Below are 18036 nucleotides of genomic sequence, written 5' to 3' on the forward strand. Positions count from 1 at the left end.
GGGGGAATATCATGTCATACACTGCTGAGCAATACGAGCAAATAAGTGAACAGTTAAAATTAGTACGACAAGAAATAGGACGCTATATAGTCGGGCAAGAGGAGACGATTGACCTTACTTTATACGCAATATTAGCAGATGGGCATGCACTTTTAGAAGGCCTCCCTGGTCTTGGGAAAACAATGCTTATTCGATCAATTTCAGAGGTATTGGATTTATCTTTTAAACGAATTCAATTTACACCAGATTTGATGCCAACAGATATTACGGGTACTAGTGTTATTGAAAGAATGCATGATGGAAAATCGCATTTTAAATTCCAAGAAGGTCCAATTTTTAGCCAAATGGTATTAGCGGACGAGATTAACCGTGCGACACCTAAAACTCAAAGTGCATTACTTGAAGCAATGGGGGAGAAAACGGTGACGGTACTTGGAGATACAAAACAAATGGCAAAGCCCTTTTTTGTTTTAGCTACACAAAACCCTATTGAAATGGAAGGAACCTATCCACTACCAGAAGCTCAAATGGACCGTTTCCTATGCAAAATTCAAGTTCCAAGTCCAACGAAAAATGAATTAATGGAAATTATGAAAAGAACCACTGGTGCAAAAAATATTAAGTTAGAAAAAAGATTATCCGCAGACGAATTAATAGATATACAACAAATGGTAAAGGAAGTTATTATAGCTGACGATATGCTGGAGTATGCAGTTGATTTAGTTGTTGCAACACATCCTGATCAACCATCTGCACCAGAAATGATTCGACAATATGTCGAGTATGGAAGTGGTCCTCGGGGCTTGCAAAGTATTGTAAAGTTAGCAAAATCGAGAGCTCTTATGAATGGAAGATTTCATGTTTCAATTGCTGACATAAAAACAGTCGCAAAGCCTGCTTTACGCCATCGCTTATTACTAAATTATGAGGGCATCGCCACAGGGCTTCGAATTGACGAAGTGATTGATCAATTTATCGAAGTAGTACAACAAGGACAAAATGTATGAATATAAAGAAAAACGTTTTACCAGTTGAATGGGGTAGCAAAATTGGCCGTTACAGTTTACAAAGTAGATCGAGAATACGTGGACAACATAAAGGGTCACACCGCTCCCATCGATTTGGTTCATCGCTCGATTTCTCTGATTTTAGAGAATATCATCCTGGAGATGATGTCCGCCAATTGGATTGGAATATCTATGCAAGAACCGAAAAATATTTTATCAAACGATTTTTAGACGAACAGGAAATGCGCGTTCACATTTTATTAGATACAACAAAATCGATGGCACAAGATGATAAGTGGGAAATAGCAAAACTATTAACTGCAGCCCTTGGCAGTATAGTTCTAATTAAAGATGACCACTTATCCTTTAGCTATGTTACAGATACCCCTGTTCCACCTTTTAGAAGAAAAGGGGCGAGCTTTCAATATGCCTTTGAGCAAACAGTGGCAAAGCTTGAAAACCATATAGTGGATAAATCATTTGCTAATAATGCGATGAACATAGTATCGAAGGATTCCACGATATTAATTATTATTTCTGATGGTTTAGAACCTATAGAAGAATGGCAAGCGTTTTTGAAACAAACGCCAAAAGTAGCTGGAGATGTACGTTTTTTACAATTACAAACAGCTCAAGAAATTGCACCTAACTATACAGGGGATGTGCAATTAGTAGATGTAGAAACAAAAGAACCATTGAATGTTTCGATGTCTCAAAATGTTACTACTTCTTACAAGCAATTGCGTGAGGCACATCAACAGCAATTGGAGGCACTTTGCCATCAATATGGGATTGCTTTTTTGCCAGTGAAAACGTATGACGGGATACAGCATATTTTATTTCAACAACTTACGAAGGCATGTTGGATACAGTGAGGTGATTTAAATGGGCATTTCGAATTTATCGTATATATGGACAGCTATCATCCCGCTACTTGTCTTAATCTATTATTTCTTTCGAAAAAAATATGTGATACAAGATGTATCTTCAACACTTTTTTGGCGAGAGGTTATGAAGGAAACGAAGGTATCTCCCTATTTACAACATCTACAACGAAATGCATTGTTCTATTTGCAAATGTTGACATTACTTTTAATGGTGTTTGCACTCCTCCAACCATATATCAAATCGAAAACCATTGCGGGTGAACAAATTATTTGGGTCGTGGATACATCAGCTACAATGCTAGCAAAAGAAGGGAATCAAACTGTTTTTGAAAAGCATAGACAGGAGATGCTTGCTTTATCTAATCAGCTTGATGGTAAATCTGTAACCATTATTACAATAGGTGCAGAACCTAAAATCATATTACGTGATGAGCACAATACAGCTGCAATCCAGAAAGCCATAAAGGAATTACAAGTTACATATAGCCATGAAGATTGGCCAAATACGATGGACTTTCTACAAAGTATTATTGGTAAGAAATCGACAGCTGTATATGTTTTTACAGATTCTATGGATCGCAAACAATTACCTAAACGAACCGAAAATGTGAAATGGATTATCCAAGGAGCAGATAGAAAGTTCCAAAACATTTCACTGCAACGATTTGGCGTAATACAAACCGGTAATAGCATGCAAGCAATCGCACAATTTGACAATCAAACAAAAAAGGACCAACAAGCTACATTAAAAATCTATGATGCTAACAATAAAGAGATTTCCCAAAAATTGGTCCATCTAAATTCGAATCAAATAACAAAAATAAAACTAGATAATTTAAAATTAACAGCTGCAGTAACCGCAAAACTATTTGTAAATGATGATTATGCTGCCGACCAATCGATGAGTACAGTACTTGCAACTGATAATACACAAATTTATGTGGATCAAACTTTACATCAGTTAGTTGTGAAAGCATTTCAATCAATTGATTCCTCAACAAGTACCGTCTCTACAAAGCAATTGAAGACAATCCAAGGACATAACTTACTTGTGACAAACCAAACAAACCTATTAACACAATCACAAAATCCTATATTACTCATTGGGAGAGATGACAAGAAGGCTTTTCAAGTTGAAGGGTCTGTGAAGGTAATAGATAAAACTCTCTTTTCATATGCACCAATTGACGATATCTATGTAGAAAAGTTATACCCTGAAGTAAAAAATGCAAAGACATTAGCAACTGTTGGTGATAAGCCCTTTATACAACAAACGAAAAACGGTCATATTGTTGTACTAACAGATATGCAAATGACGGATTGGGCCTTATATCCTTCATTTCCTCTGTTTTTATGGAGTGCAAATGAGAAACTAACTGCAGTGGAAAGTCAGCTTGGTACATTTAAACCAGGAGAAAAAAGAACTGTTACATTACCAGAAAGTAATAAGGGTTACGATATTTACTCTGCAAACGATGAATATATCAATAGTCTAACCGATGGAGGAAGTTTTGTGGCCCCTGCAAAACCAGGGGTATATTATGTAAAATCAGATGGAGAGCCTTTATATTTTGTGGTTGCACTTGAACAGCAAGAAAAAACATTATCTGAAGGATCTTCGTATCAATTCGGTGAACTAACAGCAAAGGCTACCACAAATAAAGTCGACTCAACAATCATGGCAATTCTTATCGTGATTATGATTGTTTTACTAGTAGCAGAATGGGAGGTGCAACGTAGACATGGATTTACGTATTGATCAACCTTTTTGGTTACTGCTAGCGATTCCTATTGTCATTTATATCAGCTGGTTTTTAAAGAAAAAAACATTACAAAAGCGTGAGCATTGGGTTATTTTCTTCTTGCGATTTTCAGCTATCTTTTGCTTGCTCTTTGCTGTTGCGAGACCCTATATTACATTTCCTAATCAAGATGAGCAGGTTGTCTTTTTAGTGGATCGTTCTGCTTCATTGAAAGGAACAGATTCAGATGCTGCATCTTGGATAGAAAAAAGTTTACAGCATAGAAAGAATTCCCAATATACGGGGATTTATAGTTTTGCTAAGGGCATTCAAACAGATTCTGGTTTAACGAAAGATACCGTGCAAGTTACGAAGTGGCAAGATATGGCTGATACTAGTGAAACAAATATCTCAAGTGCATTGCAACTGGTCACAAATATGTTAGAAACAAATAAAGCAACAAGAGTAATTTTACTTTCTGATGGTTTAGAGACTGCAGGAAGTATAGAAAACCAATTAAACTATTTTAAACATAATGGGATTCAGATTGATACCGTTCTGCTGAAAAATGATCAGATGACAGATGCGGCTATTACGAATTTTCAAACACCAAATGTTGCACATGCTGGTGAAGAACAATCATTACAAATTCAAGTAGAAACTACAGAAGCAACAGATGGGGAACTCTTAATTGCTTTAAATGATGAAACAATTGCAAAGAAAAAGGTTGCCTTAGATGCTGGGAAAAATACAGTTACTTTTAAGCATATAGCGAAAAAACAAGGTCTATTAAAATACGAAGCTACACTAAAAGTAGCAAATGATCCATTCCTTGAAAATAATAAATGGATGAGTGTTACAAATGTTAAAGGGCAGCCTCGTATTTTACTTGTTCACGGAGATGGTAAGTCCACTGCTTTATCTAAATTAATTGTTCAAAAAGAGCTTGTAGTAAAGACAATTTCAGCTTCCGAATTACCTTCTACACAAACGTCGTATTTGCAATATGATGCCATCATTTTTGATAATGTTCCAGGTCATGAGGTTGGAGAAGCGAAAATGGGTATGATTGAACAGTCTGTCAAAAACTTTGGTATAGGGTTTATGATGACCGGTGGCGATAGTAGTTATGGTTTAGGTGGTTATTTTAAAACACCAATTGAGAAGCTTTTGCCCGTTGAGATGGAGGTTAAAGGGAAGGAACAGCTTCCGTCTTTGGGATTAGTTATCGTCATGGACCGTTCTGGAAGTATGACTGGAAACAAAATTGAACTGGCTAAAGAAGCAGCAGCACGTTCTGTAGAATTATTGCGAAAAAATGATACATTTGGTTTTATCGCTTTTGATGATCGCCCATGGAGTATTATTGATACAGCCCCATTGAAAAACAAAAAACAAGTGATAGCTGATATTTTATCTGTTAATCCAGATGGTGGAACAGAAATCTTCCAATCGCTTCAATTGGCATATCAGCAATTAGAACCGTTAAAGCTTCAGAGAAAGCATATTATTTTACTAACAGACGGCCAATCTTCGACAAGTAGTTCATATGAGCAATTAATAGAAGGTGGAAAGCAATCAAATATTACTTTATCAACAGTTGCGATCGGTGATGATGCAGATCGCAGACTTTTAGAAGAACTCGCACGTTTTGGAACAGGTCGTTTTTATGATGTCCGAGATGAAGAAACGGTACCATCGATTTTATCACGTGAAACATCCATGATGACACGAACCTATATAGAAGATAATCCTTTTTATCCGATGATTACTTCTGGTGCACCATGGAATGCACTGTTTACAGATGGTGTGCCGCAAATGAATGCCTATATTGCAACTACTGCTAAACAAACTTCAAAAGTCATTGCTAAGAGTAAACAGAAAGATCCTGTGATTGCAGAATGGAATTACGGACTTGGTAAATCAATTGCTTATACATCTGACACATCAGGGAAGTGGGCAGGTGATTGGGCACGCTGGGATAAATGGTCAAGATTCTGGAATACTGCAGTTTCGGAAATTCTTCCTTCATATGATGAAATTCCCTATACAATTTCACAGCAATCGGATGGCTCCTATTTAGTAACAGATGCCACAAAACATGCGGCTTTTATGGATATAGCAGTAGTAGATGATAACGGGGGAAAAGTAGAAATAACAGAAGAAGCAGTGGCCCCTGGAAAAACAAAAGTATATATCGATCATAAACCAGGGCTTGTCTACTTCAGCATTAAAAATGAAGATGATGGAATGTATAAAGCAGGTGTAACCATACCTTACAGTAAAGAATATCAATTGCAACAGCCAAATTCAGAACTCCTTAAACAAATTGCTGATACTACGGGCGGAAAAGTATTAAAAGAGCCGAGTGAGGCATTTCGTAAGCTTCCCAAAAGTAGCTTTGAGCAGCAAAACATTACAACTTGGTTACTATTAATAGCGATGATATTATTCTTTATTGACATTACATTAAGACGCTTTGGTTGGCAGACCATTCGAGGAATATTTATGAGGGGAAATCTAACAAAAGCCAAGAAAACAGAAGAAATAAAGCGATTAGATGTTGAAGCATTAGTAAAAAATAAAAAGAAATAAAAATTCGACACGTCTCTTTTGGAGCGTGTCGAATTTTTAATATCTAGATTAATGAGCTGCAAAAGACTTTTTGTTCCAAATGAAGGTAATAAGGAAACATCCAATTAAGATGACGGTACCAAGTACAAATGGAAGATTCAAATGCCAATCCAATAGTACCCCTGCTAATGCTGGACCAATCATATTACCTAGGCTCATATAAGCATTATTCATCCCTGCAGCATATCCTTGCTCATTCCCCGCGACTTTTGAAATAAGTGTATTTACTGCGGGTCTTATCAAGGTAGTTGTTGTTTGGAATATGGTTGTTACGAATAGGATTGTAAAGTAACTGCTAACGAAAATCATGCCAAGCATTGAGATAGCTGCAAAAATAAGACTTACTAAGATAATGTTCATTTCACCAAAACGCTTGAACAAACGGTTAAGTAACACACCTTGAACGATAACGCCTACAAAACCACCGACAGTCATGATGATGGCGATATCATTCGGAGTGTAATCGAATTTATATGTTACAAACATAGATAAAGTCGCTTGGAAATTTGCGATTCCAAATGAGAATACAAGAACAACAATCAAAAGCACAAAATAAGGTGTCTTAATTGAACGAATCATTTCTTTGATGATATTATTGCCAGTTGGCTTGTCAACAACGGTAGGTTTCACGTTGGGTAAAAATAGTAACGAAAATATCCCTGCAGAGATTGCAGCACTACCAGCTACAATGAAAGGAAAGTGAATACTAACATTTGAAAGGGCTCCACCAATACCAGGTCCAATCATAAAACCAAAGGAAATGGCTGCACCAATTAAACCCATTGCTTTTCCGCGTTCTTCAAGTGTTGTAATATCTGCCGTATACGCCATAATGGGTGGTGTGATAAAGGCAGCACCCATACCTGTTAAAAAACGTAAAACAAACAGTTCCCATAAATGGTTGGATATACCGAATAATATTTGACTTATGCCATTTAAAATCAATCCAAAAACAATTAGTTTCTTTCGGCCTAATCGGTCCGATAAGCTTCCTGCGATTGGAGAAAAAATGAATTGTGCAAAGGCAATTATGGCAATTAAAAAGCCAAGCTCTTCTCCCTTAGCACCAAATTCTTTTAAATAACTGGGCATAATAGGCACAATCAACCCAATGGCACTCATTGCTATAAATATATCAAACATTAATAAAATGAGCGCAAATCTATTGTTTTTATTCATCTATTTCTGTTTCTCCTTATTTATTTCGTCTCACTAAGTATTGAATTTACATTATGTTAAATTATATAGCTTGTCTGTTTGCGATTCAATTAAATAGGTTTTATGCAAAAGGGAGATTTTGAAAAGGGGGGTGGCTAAAAAATAAATGGATAAAATAAATAATAGAAAATTAATAAAATCAAAAAGAATTCGCTCCCTTTCCGGGGGTGAACCGACGAGCCTCCTCGCCTGGCTCGCTTTCCCGCAGGGGTATCGCGAATTCTTTTTGATTCAAATATCTTATTTACATCATCAATTTAAGTGCATTCTTAATGGCTTTATCGATTTAGTGCAGAACTTTAAATTTTATCTTATAGACATTTTAAATTTTAAGAATAATTCGTTGTATTCTCCGATTTTTTCTTTACCTAAATTTTTATAAACATGAAGTTTATTTCGAACTTCTTTTGAAGGATAGTAGCGTTCATCATTTACCACTTTAGGATCCAATAATTTAAGTGCTGCTTTGTTAGGTGTAGAGTAACCAACATATTCAGCATTTTGAGCAGCTACTTTTGGATCACACATGAAGTTAATGAATTTCAGAGCACCTTCATAGTTTTTGGAAGTTTTTGGTATAACCATATTATCAAACCATAAGTTTGATCCTTCTTTAGGAACGCTGTATGTTAAATCTTCGTTTTCACTCATCATATCAGCAGCTTGGCCAGACCAAGTTAATGCAACTTCAGCATCTCCATTAATCATCATTTGTGTAACTTCATCGCCAATAACTGCTTTCACATTTGGTGCCATTTTGATCAATTTATTTGTAGCTGCATTTAACACATTACTATCTGTTGAGTTAAGTGATTTACCCATACTATTTAATCCAACACCCATTACTTCACGCGCACTATCGACTAAAATTACTTTACCTTTTAATGTCGGATCCCATAATTCATTCCAACTATCAAAATTATGACCTTTTATAAGTTTTGGGTTATAAACAATCCCTACTGTACCCCAAAAATAAGGAATAGAGTATTGGTTATGTTTATCAAAATCCAAGTTTAAGAAATCTGGATCAATGTTTTTTAAATTTGGAATTTTACTTTGATCAATTTTCTTCAATAAATGACGCTCTTTCATTTGCTCAATCGTATATTCAGATGGAACAGCGATATCATAATTTGTCCCACCTTGTCCGATTTTCGTCATCATTGCTTCATTAGAATCGAATGTTTCATATATTACATGAATGCCTGTTTCTTTTTCGAATTTTTTAAGCAAAGCTGGATCGATATATTCTCCCCAGTTGTAGACAGTTAATATGTCTTTACCAGATTTACCTGATGTTGTATCCATAGCGTGTGCAGTATACATAAGAATGCCGCACACAAGTAAAATACCGATGGTTGCTCGTACTAAGGATTTCATTTATGAGCCCCCGTTCTTGTCTGATGATTTGTAATAAGGTAATAACCCAATACAAGAATTAATGTAACAAAGAATACTAAACCGGAAATAGCATTAACTGTTAAGGAAACCCCCGCTCTTGCCATTGAGTAAATTTCAACAGATAAAGTACTAAATCCATTTCCAGTAACGAAGAAAGTTACTGCAAAGTCATCTAAAGAGTAAGTTAATGCCATAAAGAAACCAGCGAAAATCCCAGGTTTGATAAATGGCAAAATAACACGTGTTAATACATCACGACGACTAGCACCTAAGTCTAGTGCTGCATCAATTAGTGAAGAACTCATTTCTTGTAGTTTAGGTAATACCATTAGAACAACGATAGGGATGCTAAATGCTGCATGAGATAGTAATACAGAAATAAAGCCTAATTTAACCCCAATCATCGTAAATAAGATTAAGAAAGAAGCACCAATAATAACGTCAGGGCTAACGATCAGAATGTTATTTAATGATAAAAGTGTATTACGAAGTTTGCGGTTACGAATCGCAATGATACCGATTGAACCAAGAGTCCCAATGATTGTTGAGATTAAAGCAGAGAGCAAAGCTACAACAACTGTATTAATCAAAATAACTATTAATCTAGAATCATGGAAAACATCTTTATAATGGCTAAAAGTAAACGAATTAAAATTCGTCATGGAGTCGCCACTGTTGAAAGAATAAAATACTAAATACAGAATCGGTGCGTAAAGAACGACAAAGACAAAGGCTAAATAGAGTTTCGATCTTTTATTTAGTTTTTCCAATACGTGCCGCTCCTTTCTGTCTTTCACCAGTGATTAGCATGATGATAAACATAAAGATAATTAAGAATACAGCGATTGTTGAACCCATTCCCCAGTTTTGCGTTGTTAAGAATTGTTCTTCAATTGCTGTACCGAGTGTAATAACACGGTTACCAGCGATTAATCGAGTAATCATGAATAAAGATAGGGAAGGGATAAATACAGCTTGAACCCCGGATTTAATACCATTCATCGTCAATGGAATAATTACCCTGCGTAATGTTGTTAATTTAGAAGCCCCTAAATCACGTGATGCATCAATTAATGCGGGGTTTAGTTTATCGAGCGCATTGAATATCGGCAAAATCATAAATGGGATAAAGATATATACAGAAACAAATACGAATGCATAGTCTGTAAATAGAATTTGTTGATTTGGTAACCCAATTGCTTTAGCAAATGCATTAATCGGACCCTTATTCCCGAAAATCCCAATAAATGCGTATGTTTTTAATAGTAGATTTATCCATGAAGGAATAATAATCAATATAAGCCAAAGCTGCTTATGCTTCATTTTCGTAATCAAATAAGCGGCTGGATACGAAACTAATAATGAGAATAGTGTAATTAGGAACGCATACCAGAATGAGCTTAGTGTCATTTTTAAATAAACACTAGTAAAAAAATTCTTATAGTTTTCAAAAGTAAAATGGCCGTGTAAATCTAAAAGAGAATAGTAGAACACTAATAAAATTGGTGCAATTACAAAGAAGAGTATCCAAATATAATAAGGGATGAGTGAAAGCAAATTCCCTTTTCTACGCATTGTCTTCTTCTCCATAAGACTCTAATCGTCTATCAAAGTCTTCTTCAGTTTCGTTTAATCGCATAACGTGAATTGCTTCTGGATCAAAGTCTAAGCCGATTTTTGCACCAACATCTGCTTTTTTCAGTGAGTGAACAAGCCATTCATTGCCATCCTGATCATAAGTAGAAAGTTCATAGTGTACGCCACGGAATAGTTGTGTATCTACTTTAACGACAAGTTTTCCTTTGTCAATATCTGTGATTTCTAAATCTTCTGGGCGAATAACGATGTCAACTTTCTCATTAGGATTTAATCCTTGGTCAACGCATTCAAAGGTTTTACCAGTGAATGTAACCTCAAAATCTTTTATCATCGTACCTGGAACAATATTGGATTCACCTACGAAATCAGCTACAAAGCGATTAATTGGTTCATCATAAATATCAACAGGAGATCCACTTTGCTCTATATGACCTTCATTTAAGACGAAGATTTCATCTGACATTGCGAGTGCTTCTTCTTGGTCATGCGTGACGAAGACAAATGTTTTACCTAAACGTTGTTGTAATTCACGAAGTTCATATTGCATTTCCGTACGAAGCTTTAAATCTAGTGCGGAAAGTGGTTCATCTAATAGGATGATTTCAGGGTCATTGACAATTGCTCGTGCAATCGCAACACGTTGACGTTGACCACCAGACATTTCTGAGATTTCACGTTGACTATAGCCGGCTAAGTTTACGAATTTTAATGCTTCTTCTACTCTCTTCGTAATCTCTACATTGCCTACTTTCTTAATACGTAAGCCAAATGCTACATTTTCAAACACATTTAAATGTGGAAATAGTGCATAGTCTTGGAATACAGTATTAACTTGTCGCTCATTTGCAGGAACATTATTAATTTTTTTACCATTAAAATAAATAGAGCCACTTGTTGGTTCCATAAAACCAGCGATTAGACGTAGAATGGTTGTTTTACCGCAGCCTGAAGGTCCGAGTAAGGTATAAAATTTACCACGTTCCATTTCAAAGCTGATATCCTTCAATACAACAGTTCCGTCGCTAAATGATTTTGAAACTTTATCAAAGTGAATAATTGCATTTTCCGACATTTACGGTCCTCCTAAGCTACAAATATGATTCAGTTGCGACAAGTAAAAACTCCGTCTTGCCTGCAAAATCATTGAACAATTGATGACTATCTGAAGCATCAAAGTAGATTGTATTTCCTTTTCTTGCAATAAATGATTGTTTACCTAATACAAGTCGTACACGACCTTCTAGCACATATATAAAGGTTTCGGATAGAGATGGCTCAAATTGTTTGAATTCACCATGTTCTTCGAAAGTAATCATGACAGGCTCAATTTCTTTTTCATTTGAAGTTGGAATAAGCCATTCTATACTATATTTTTTTTCTTCATCTTTATAAATGTTGTGATCTTCCTCGGTGTATACGACCTTCTGATCTTCAACATCATCATCAAAGAATTCTTTTGGTGTTGAACCAAGGACTTCTAATAATGCGAAGAGTGTTTCGATTGAAGGAGAGTTTAAATCTCTTTCTAGTTGAGAGATATATCCTTTGCTCAAATCTGTTCTTTCACCTAATTCTTCTTGGGTAAGGTCCTTTTTTAGACGAAGTCGTTTAATTTTTTTGCCGATTTGCATCTATTGTACTCCTCAATTTGTTTACTATTCGTAAACTTGCAGTTAATTAAGTTTACTTTTGCCCAACTTGGAGTAACAAAAGTTTACTCTTACAAAACTTTTAGTTTACTGAAACGCTATCTATTATACAAAATTGCTCATATTTTTCAACCTTTTTGGTGAAAATAAAATTATTCGGTTTTAATTAGTACAAAAAAAGATAGATGATGCAGATTATAGTCCGCTTTCATCTATCTTTTTTGATATTGAATTTGTTTAACAATACCGTTAATATTTCATCCGTTTCTTTACATGTGAAGGCTATCTTTCAGTGGCGTACGAGCCTTATCTTTTGCTCCTTCATCTCATCGCTAGCTTCGTCGCAGAGAAAATCTCGTTGTGGGGTCTCGTCTAGCTTTTTTCTTACAGGAGTCGCCGCCTTTAGCTCAAGTAAGATGCATTAAAAAATCAACAATATTATATAATAGAGCCTTTGTATTCTTTATATTAAAATCTTTAAGATTATCTTTACATTGGTATAAATGATTTTTAGAGTCAATCCTTTATGTTTTAATCCAACCAAGGACTCCTTTTTATTTTCAATAGTTAAAACTCTAGAACTCGTTTCACTTCATTTAAATAAGAATTACTTACAGGTAGTTCATTGCCATCTTTCATAATAATGATTAAATTTGAGGAGAAGTCACGAGTGATACGACTGATGGCATGAATGTTAATAATATAGGAACGATGAATCCTTAAAAAATAGTCTGGTAATCTTCTTGCGAGCTCTTTTAGCGTCAAATTTATTTTATATTGTTCACTATCCGCATAAAACCAATTCTTCTTATTAAGGCTTTCAAAATGGGAAATCTTATCAATTGCAATTGGTACCCACTGGTCTTGCTGCTTACCTGTTATAAAACGAAAAGGGTCTCTTTTCGCTTCGGGATGATTTGGAGACAATATAACAATTAATGCAGCAGGCTTACCTAAAAAATCGATAGGGTAGCCAATACCATAATAGGGGATACCCAAAAGTTCCTGATCTATAACAGTTTCAATTTTCTTTCTTTCATTAATAACACGATCAGCAATGCTTCCTTTTTTAAACTTCTTTCCATTTTCTAAAAGAATATCGTATGCACCTACTTCGTAATAGATGTAAGTTTCGCCTACAGCTATAGCGATTGAGGCTCCTTTTGGTATCCAATCTACTAATAAATTACTATACTGTTCGGCTAATTCTTTCGCTAAAACTTCTGTACTTTGTATCATGTCATGCTCCTCCTATACCAATCCTGAATTCTTACTTCGTCTTAGAAATTAATTCATTTATCGTAAAAAAAAGGTATTTCATCCAAAAACAATTACAAAATACATTGCCTGTTGTATATTAGTTTATAACAACGGTAGCTGTTATGCAACAAAATGTAGGGGTGTATTTTTAGATAGAAAGCTAGCGTTCAACAAAGTCAAAGTGGAAGGTGTGTTTGTATATGTTAACAAGACAACAACAAATTGAACAACTTGAAAAAAGCTGGGCAACAGAAGAGCGTTGGAAAGGGATTGAACGTCCATTTACTGCTGAAGAAGTAGTGAAACTTCGTGGTTCTGTACAAATTCAACATACTTTAGCGGAAAAGGGTGCAGCGCGTTTGTGGAAATCTCTAAATGAAGAAGATTTCATCAATGCATTAGGTGCTTTAACAGGAAATCAAGCAGTACAACAGGTAAAAGCAGGCTTACAAGCAATTTACTTAAGTGGTTGGCAGGTAGCTGCAGATGCAAACCTTTCTGGTCAAATGTATCCTGATCAATCTTTATATCCTGCAAACTCTGTACCACAAGTAGTTAAACGAATCAACCAAGCACTACAACGTGCAGACCAAATTGATCATGCTGAAGGTCGCTTAGACAATTTCGACTGGTTTGCGCCAATCGTAGCAGATGCAGAAGCAGGTTTTGGTGGTCCTTTAAATGTCTTTGAATTGATTAAAGGTATGATTGAAGCAGGTGCTGCTGGTGTTCACTTAGAAGACCAATTAGCATCAGAGAAAAAATGTGGTCACTTAGGTGGTAAGGTGTTATTACCAACTCAAAATGCAATTCGTAATTTAGTAGCAGCACGACTTGCAGCTGACGTATCCGGTGTACCAACTATTTTAATTGCACGTACAGATGCAGATGCAGCTGATATGGTAACTAGCGATATTGATCCACGTGATGCAGAATTCATCACTGGAGAACGCACACCAGAAGGATTCTTCCGTACAAAAGCTGGAATCGATCAAGCGATTGCTCGTGGTTTATCTTATGCACCATATGCGGATTTAGTTTGGTGTGAAACATCTAAACCAGATTTAGAAGAGGCAAAGAAATTTGCAGATGCAATTCATGCTCAATTCCCAGGTAAGCTATTGGCTTATAATTGCTCTCCATCATTCAACTGGAAAGCAAATTTAGATGATGAAACAATTGCAAAATATCAAGTTGAACTTGGTAAAATGGGTTACAAATTCCAATTCGTTACTTTAGCTGGTTTCCATGCACTAAATCACAGCATGTTCAAATTGGCTCATGATTACAAAGATAACGGTATGGCTGCGTACTCTAAATTACAACAAGAAGAATTTGCGAGTGAAGAAAAAGGCTATACAGCTACAAAGCATCAACGTGAAGTAGGTACTGGCTACTTTGATGAAGTATCACAAGTTATTTCAGGTGGAACTTCTTCAACAACAGCTATGAAAGGCTCTACAGAAACTGCACAATTTATCTAATTAATATATTACGGCTGTTTGTACCTATTTCTAGTTCAGACCTATTTATCTTTTAAATCGCTTACACAAAAACTAGATTTAATTGATTTTAAGAAATAGTAACAAACAGCCTTCTCTATTCTTCAGCATAGTTGATTTGAAAGGATGATCGATTTGGGAAGTCAGCAAACGGCAACACCTACTATTAAAATATTAGGTTCACAAAATGCATCAACTGAGCAAATATTAACTCCAGATGCATTACAATTTATCGCATCATTACAACAGCAATTTAACGATCGAAGAAAAGCTTTATTAGAACGAAGAGAGGTTCGTCAAAAACAATTAGATGAGGGTGCTTCTTTAAATTTTTTAGATGAAACGAAGTCAATCCGAGAAGAGGATTGGACAATTGCCCCGTTACCTGAAGATTTACAAGACCGTCGTGTTGAAATTACAGGACCTGTAACGCGTAAAATGGTCATTAATGCATTAAATTCTGGAGCAAAAATGTTTATGGCATGTTTTGAAGATGCAACTTCCCCAACTTGGGAGAATATGATTGAAGGGCAAATCAATATGTATGATGCAGTCCGTAAAATCATTTCCTTCACTCAATCTTCAAATGGCAAAGTATATAGCTTAAATAATGAAACAGCTACATTATTAGTTCGTCCACGAGGGTTCCACTTAATAGAAAGAAATGTAGAAGTAAATGGTGAGCCTATGTCTGGAAGCCTTTTTGACTTCGGTTTATTTTTATTCCATAATGCAAAAGAATTAATTGCAAGAGGTTCAGGGCCGTATTTCTATTTACCAAAATTAGAGAGTCATTTAGAAGCTAGACTATGGAATGATATCTTTGTCTACTCACAAGATTATCTAGGAATTCCACAAGGGACGATTAAAGCCACCGTTTTAATTGAAACGATTCCTGCGGCTTTCGAAATGGATGAGATTTTATATGAGTTAAAAGAACATTCAGCTGGTTTAAACTGTGGTCGTTGGGATTATATTTTTAGCTATATCAAACGATTACGTAATCATTCAGATGTTATTTTACCGGATCGAGGCCAAGTGACGATGACATCCCCATTTATGAGAGCGTATACACAATTGTGTATTCAAACTTGTCATAAGCGAAATGCACCTGCAATAGGGGGAATGGCTGCTCAAATTCCTATTAAAGATGATCCACAGGCAAATGAAATTGCTTTCGAAAAAGTTCGAGAGGATAAACGCCGTGAAGCGACAGATGGACACGATGGAACATGGGTAGCACACCCAGGATTAGTACCTGTTGCAATGGAACAATTTGATCTGCATATGAAAAATCCAAATCAAATTGAACGTAAACGTGAAGATGTGCATGTTACTGCTGAAAATTTACTAGAAGTTCCACAAGGTACGATTACTGAAGATGGTTTACGTATTAACTGTAGTGTGGGGGTGCAATATATTGCTTCTTGGCTACGAGGGAATGGCGCTGCTCCAATCAATAATATGATGGAAGATGCTGCAACAGCAGAAATTTCACGTACACAGGTATGGCAATGGATTCGACATCCTGAGGGTAAATTAGAAGATGGCCAAAAGATTGATGTAGCCTTATTCAAAGAGGTGTTGAAACAAGAATTACAAAAAATTGCTGAACAAGTAGGGGAAGAAAACTTCTCAACTGGTCGCTTTGAAGAAGCTGCTGAAATTTTTATGAATTTAACATTACAAGAAGAATTTGAAGAATTCTTAACGATACCAAGCTACCAACATATATCTTAATACAAAGTCATGGTAGCAAAACATTATCTATAATTAGGAGGAGATCTTTATGCAAAACGAACAAAATGAAAAATATCCAAAACTTTGTACAGAATGCGGGTGTGAAATTGTGGAGCAAGTCGAATCTGCGTTATATGAATGTGAACGCTGCCTGGGCTCTAAAGAAGAATAGGCAAATCAACTTAAATTCAACATACACAAACCCAAAAACAATGGATTGCTCTTGCTAAAAAGAAGTGATCCATTGTTTTTTATTATGTAATTTGTTGTCGTTAGATATATTATAGGTACATAATGATATTGAAATGAACTAAACGAGAATTCAGAACGTTGATAAGGTACATTATTTTGAGAGGACAGAAAACTTCAATGAAAAAACAGCCTAAACACAAATATTTGGGGACATTTTTAGCTATTAACGGAAAGTTTATTAGGACGGATGAATTACAAGATTATTGCTATAAATGTTTTTCATTATTACGTTATAATGAAGAATTTGATACAAATTTTTGTGCGAGATGTAATGAATGGCGGGATTTAGCCAGAAACGACATTAATTCTGAGAAGGATTGCCGTCAACGTCCACAAAAGCCATTTGATGAGTAAAAATCTAATTTTGTCTTATCAACTATTTTGCTCTTTGGGGAGTGTTTGAAAATATTTCAAAAGTTGATAAATTGTCACATTATAACTAAACAACGAACAATTTGTAAGTTGAATTCTTTGCTTTCAATAGATGTATTTGTTATCGTAATAAATGGATTGTAGCATATGGAGCTACATACATTTATAAAATATTTACTTATGGAGGGATTTATCATGGCAGAACGTATGGTAGCAAAACAAGCTCCACGCTTTGAAATGGATGCAGTAATGCCAAACAAAGAGTTTGGTAAAGTTAGTCTTGAAGAAAATATGAAAAACGACAAATGGACAGTTCTTTTCTTCTATCCAATGGACTTCACATTTGTTTGCCCAACTGAAATCACTGCAATGTCAGATCGTTTCGACGAGTTCGAAGATCTTGATGCAGAAGTAATTGGTGTATCAACTGATACAATCCACACTCACTTAGCATGGATTAACCAAGATCGTACTGATAACGGTATTGGTCAATTAAACTATGCATTAGCAGCGGACCATAACCAATCAGTTGCTAAAGAATACGGTGTTCTTATTGAAGAAGAAGGCGTAGCACTACGTGGTCTATTCATTATCAACCCTGAAGGCGAATTACAATACCAAGTTGTTCACCACAACAACATTGGTCGTGACGTAGATGAAGTATTACGCGTACTTCAAGCATTACAAACTGGTGGTCTTTGCCCAGCAAACTGGCACCCAGGCGATGCTCTACTAAAAGGTTAATTCCTATAGTAAGAAAGTCAAGGGCCTAA

General features: G+C 35.7%; 16 protein-coding genes. 9 read left to right on the plus strand and 7 right to left on the minus strand.

All coding sequences use genetic code 11. The features are described 5' to 3' along the window. The first annotated feature begins 11 nt into the window (after positions 1–11). Genes Q8X41_RS16600 through Q8X41_RS16615 form a run of 4 tightly spaced genes read left to right on the plus strand, consistent with a single transcriptional unit; the run spans position 12 to position 6231 of the window. Positions 12–1007 (plus strand): AAA family ATPase, encoded by a 996-nt coding sequence (locus Q8X41_RS16600; RefSeq protein ID WP_397537350.1) that lies wholly within the window; start codon positions 12–14, stop codon positions 1005–1007. Further along, positions 1004–1882 (plus strand): DUF58 domain-containing protein, encoded by an 879-nt coding sequence (locus Q8X41_RS16605; protein ID WP_397537351.1) that lies wholly within the window; start codon positions 1004–1006, stop codon positions 1880–1882. Before Q8X41_RS16600 ends, Q8X41_RS16605 begins: the two co-directional genes overlap by 4 nt. Before the next feature lie 10 nt (positions 1883–1892). Continuing rightward, a complete protein-coding gene (locus tag Q8X41_RS16610; RefSeq protein ID WP_397537352.1) occupies positions 1893–3653 on the plus strand; it encodes a BatA and WFA domain-containing protein in 1761 nt (586 codons plus the stop codon). After that, a complete protein-coding gene (locus Q8X41_RS16615) occupies positions 3637–6231 on the plus strand; it encodes a VWA domain-containing protein (protein WP_397537353.1) in 2595 nt (864 codons plus the stop codon). The genes Q8X41_RS16610 and Q8X41_RS16615 overlap by 17 nt, the downstream gene beginning before the upstream one ends. Before the next feature lie 48 nt (positions 6232–6279). On the opposite strand, the gene Q8X41_RS16620 is transcribed toward Q8X41_RS16615, so the two are convergent. From Q8X41_RS16620 to Q8X41_RS16650, 7 genes are all read right to left on the minus strand, one after another. Then, the gene (locus Q8X41_RS16620; RefSeq protein ID WP_397537354.1) at positions 6280–7449 is read right to left on the minus strand and encodes an MFS transporter; all 1170 of its coding nucleotides are present in this window, start codon (positions 7447–7449) and stop codon (positions 6280–6282) included. A 345-nt stretch (positions 7450–7794) separates the two neighbouring features. Next, positions 7795–8868 (minus strand): PotD/PotF family extracellular solute-binding protein, encoded by a 1074-nt coding sequence (locus Q8X41_RS16625; protein ID WP_397537355.1) that lies wholly within the window; start codon positions 8866–8868, stop codon positions 7795–7797. Next, positions 8865–9659: an ABC transporter permease gene (locus tag Q8X41_RS16630; RefSeq protein ID WP_397537356.1), complete on the minus strand. Its 795-nt coding sequence runs from the start codon at positions 9657–9659 to the stop codon at positions 8865–8867. Before Q8X41_RS16630 ends, Q8X41_RS16625 begins: the two co-directional genes overlap by 4 nt. After that, positions 9643–10464: an ABC transporter permease gene (locus Q8X41_RS16635; RefSeq protein ID WP_397537357.1), complete on the minus strand. Its 822-nt coding sequence runs from the start codon at positions 10462–10464 to the stop codon at positions 9643–9645. Before Q8X41_RS16635 ends, Q8X41_RS16630 begins: the two co-directional genes overlap by 17 nt. Further along, the gene (locus tag Q8X41_RS16640; protein ID WP_397537358.1) at positions 10457–11560 is read right to left on the minus strand and encodes an ABC transporter ATP-binding protein; all 1104 of its coding nucleotides are present in this window, start codon (positions 11558–11560) and stop codon (positions 10457–10459) included. Before Q8X41_RS16640 ends, Q8X41_RS16635 begins: the two co-directional genes overlap by 8 nt. Before the next feature lie 16 nt (positions 11561–11576). Further along, positions 11577–12119, minus strand: a complete 543-nt coding sequence (locus Q8X41_RS16645) for a helix-turn-helix domain-containing protein (RefSeq protein WP_397537359.1) — start codon at positions 12117–12119, stop codon at positions 11577–11579. 585 nt (positions 12120–12704) lie between these two features. Further along, entirely contained in the window at positions 12705–13376 is a 672-nt protein-coding gene (locus tag Q8X41_RS16650) for a LytTR family DNA-binding domain-containing protein (protein ID WP_397537360.1), read from the minus strand. 221 nt (positions 13377–13597) lie between these two features. Here Q8X41_RS16650 and aceA point away from each other — a divergent pair, with 221 nt between their 5' ends. The 5 genes from aceA (at position 13598) to Q8X41_RS16675 (ending at position 18007) form a co-directional block, all read left to right on the plus strand. Continuing rightward, positions 13598–14881 (plus strand): isocitrate lyase, encoded by a 1284-nt coding sequence (aceA, locus tag Q8X41_RS16655; protein WP_397537361.1) that lies wholly within the window; start codon positions 13598–13600, stop codon positions 14879–14881. A gap of 153 nt (positions 14882–15034) precedes the next feature. After that, positions 15035–16639 (plus strand): malate synthase A, encoded by a 1605-nt coding sequence (gene aceB / locus Q8X41_RS16660; protein WP_397537362.1) that lies wholly within the window; start codon positions 15035–15037, stop codon positions 16637–16639. A gap of 49 nt (positions 16640–16688) precedes the next feature. After that, on the plus strand, positions 16689–16811 hold the full coding sequence (locus tag Q8X41_RS16665) for a YhfH family protein (protein ID WP_397537363.1): 123 nt from the start codon (positions 16689–16691) through the stop codon (positions 16809–16811). A gap of 197 nt (positions 16812–17008) precedes the next feature. Continuing rightward, positions 17009–17245, plus strand: coding sequence for a hypothetical protein (locus Q8X41_RS16670; RefSeq protein WP_397537364.1), 237 nt, complete (start codon positions 17009–17011; stop codon positions 17243–17245). 213 nt (positions 17246–17458) lie between these two features. Then, entirely contained in the window at positions 17459–18007 is a 549-nt protein-coding gene (locus Q8X41_RS16675; RefSeq protein WP_397537365.1) for a peroxiredoxin, read from the plus strand. Positions 18008–18036 lie beyond the last annotated feature (29 nt).

The organism is Rummeliibacillus pycnus (assembly GCF_044359855.1).
GTDB lineage: Bacteria > Bacillota > Bacilli > Bacillales_A > Planococcaceae > Rummeliibacillus > Rummeliibacillus pycnus_A.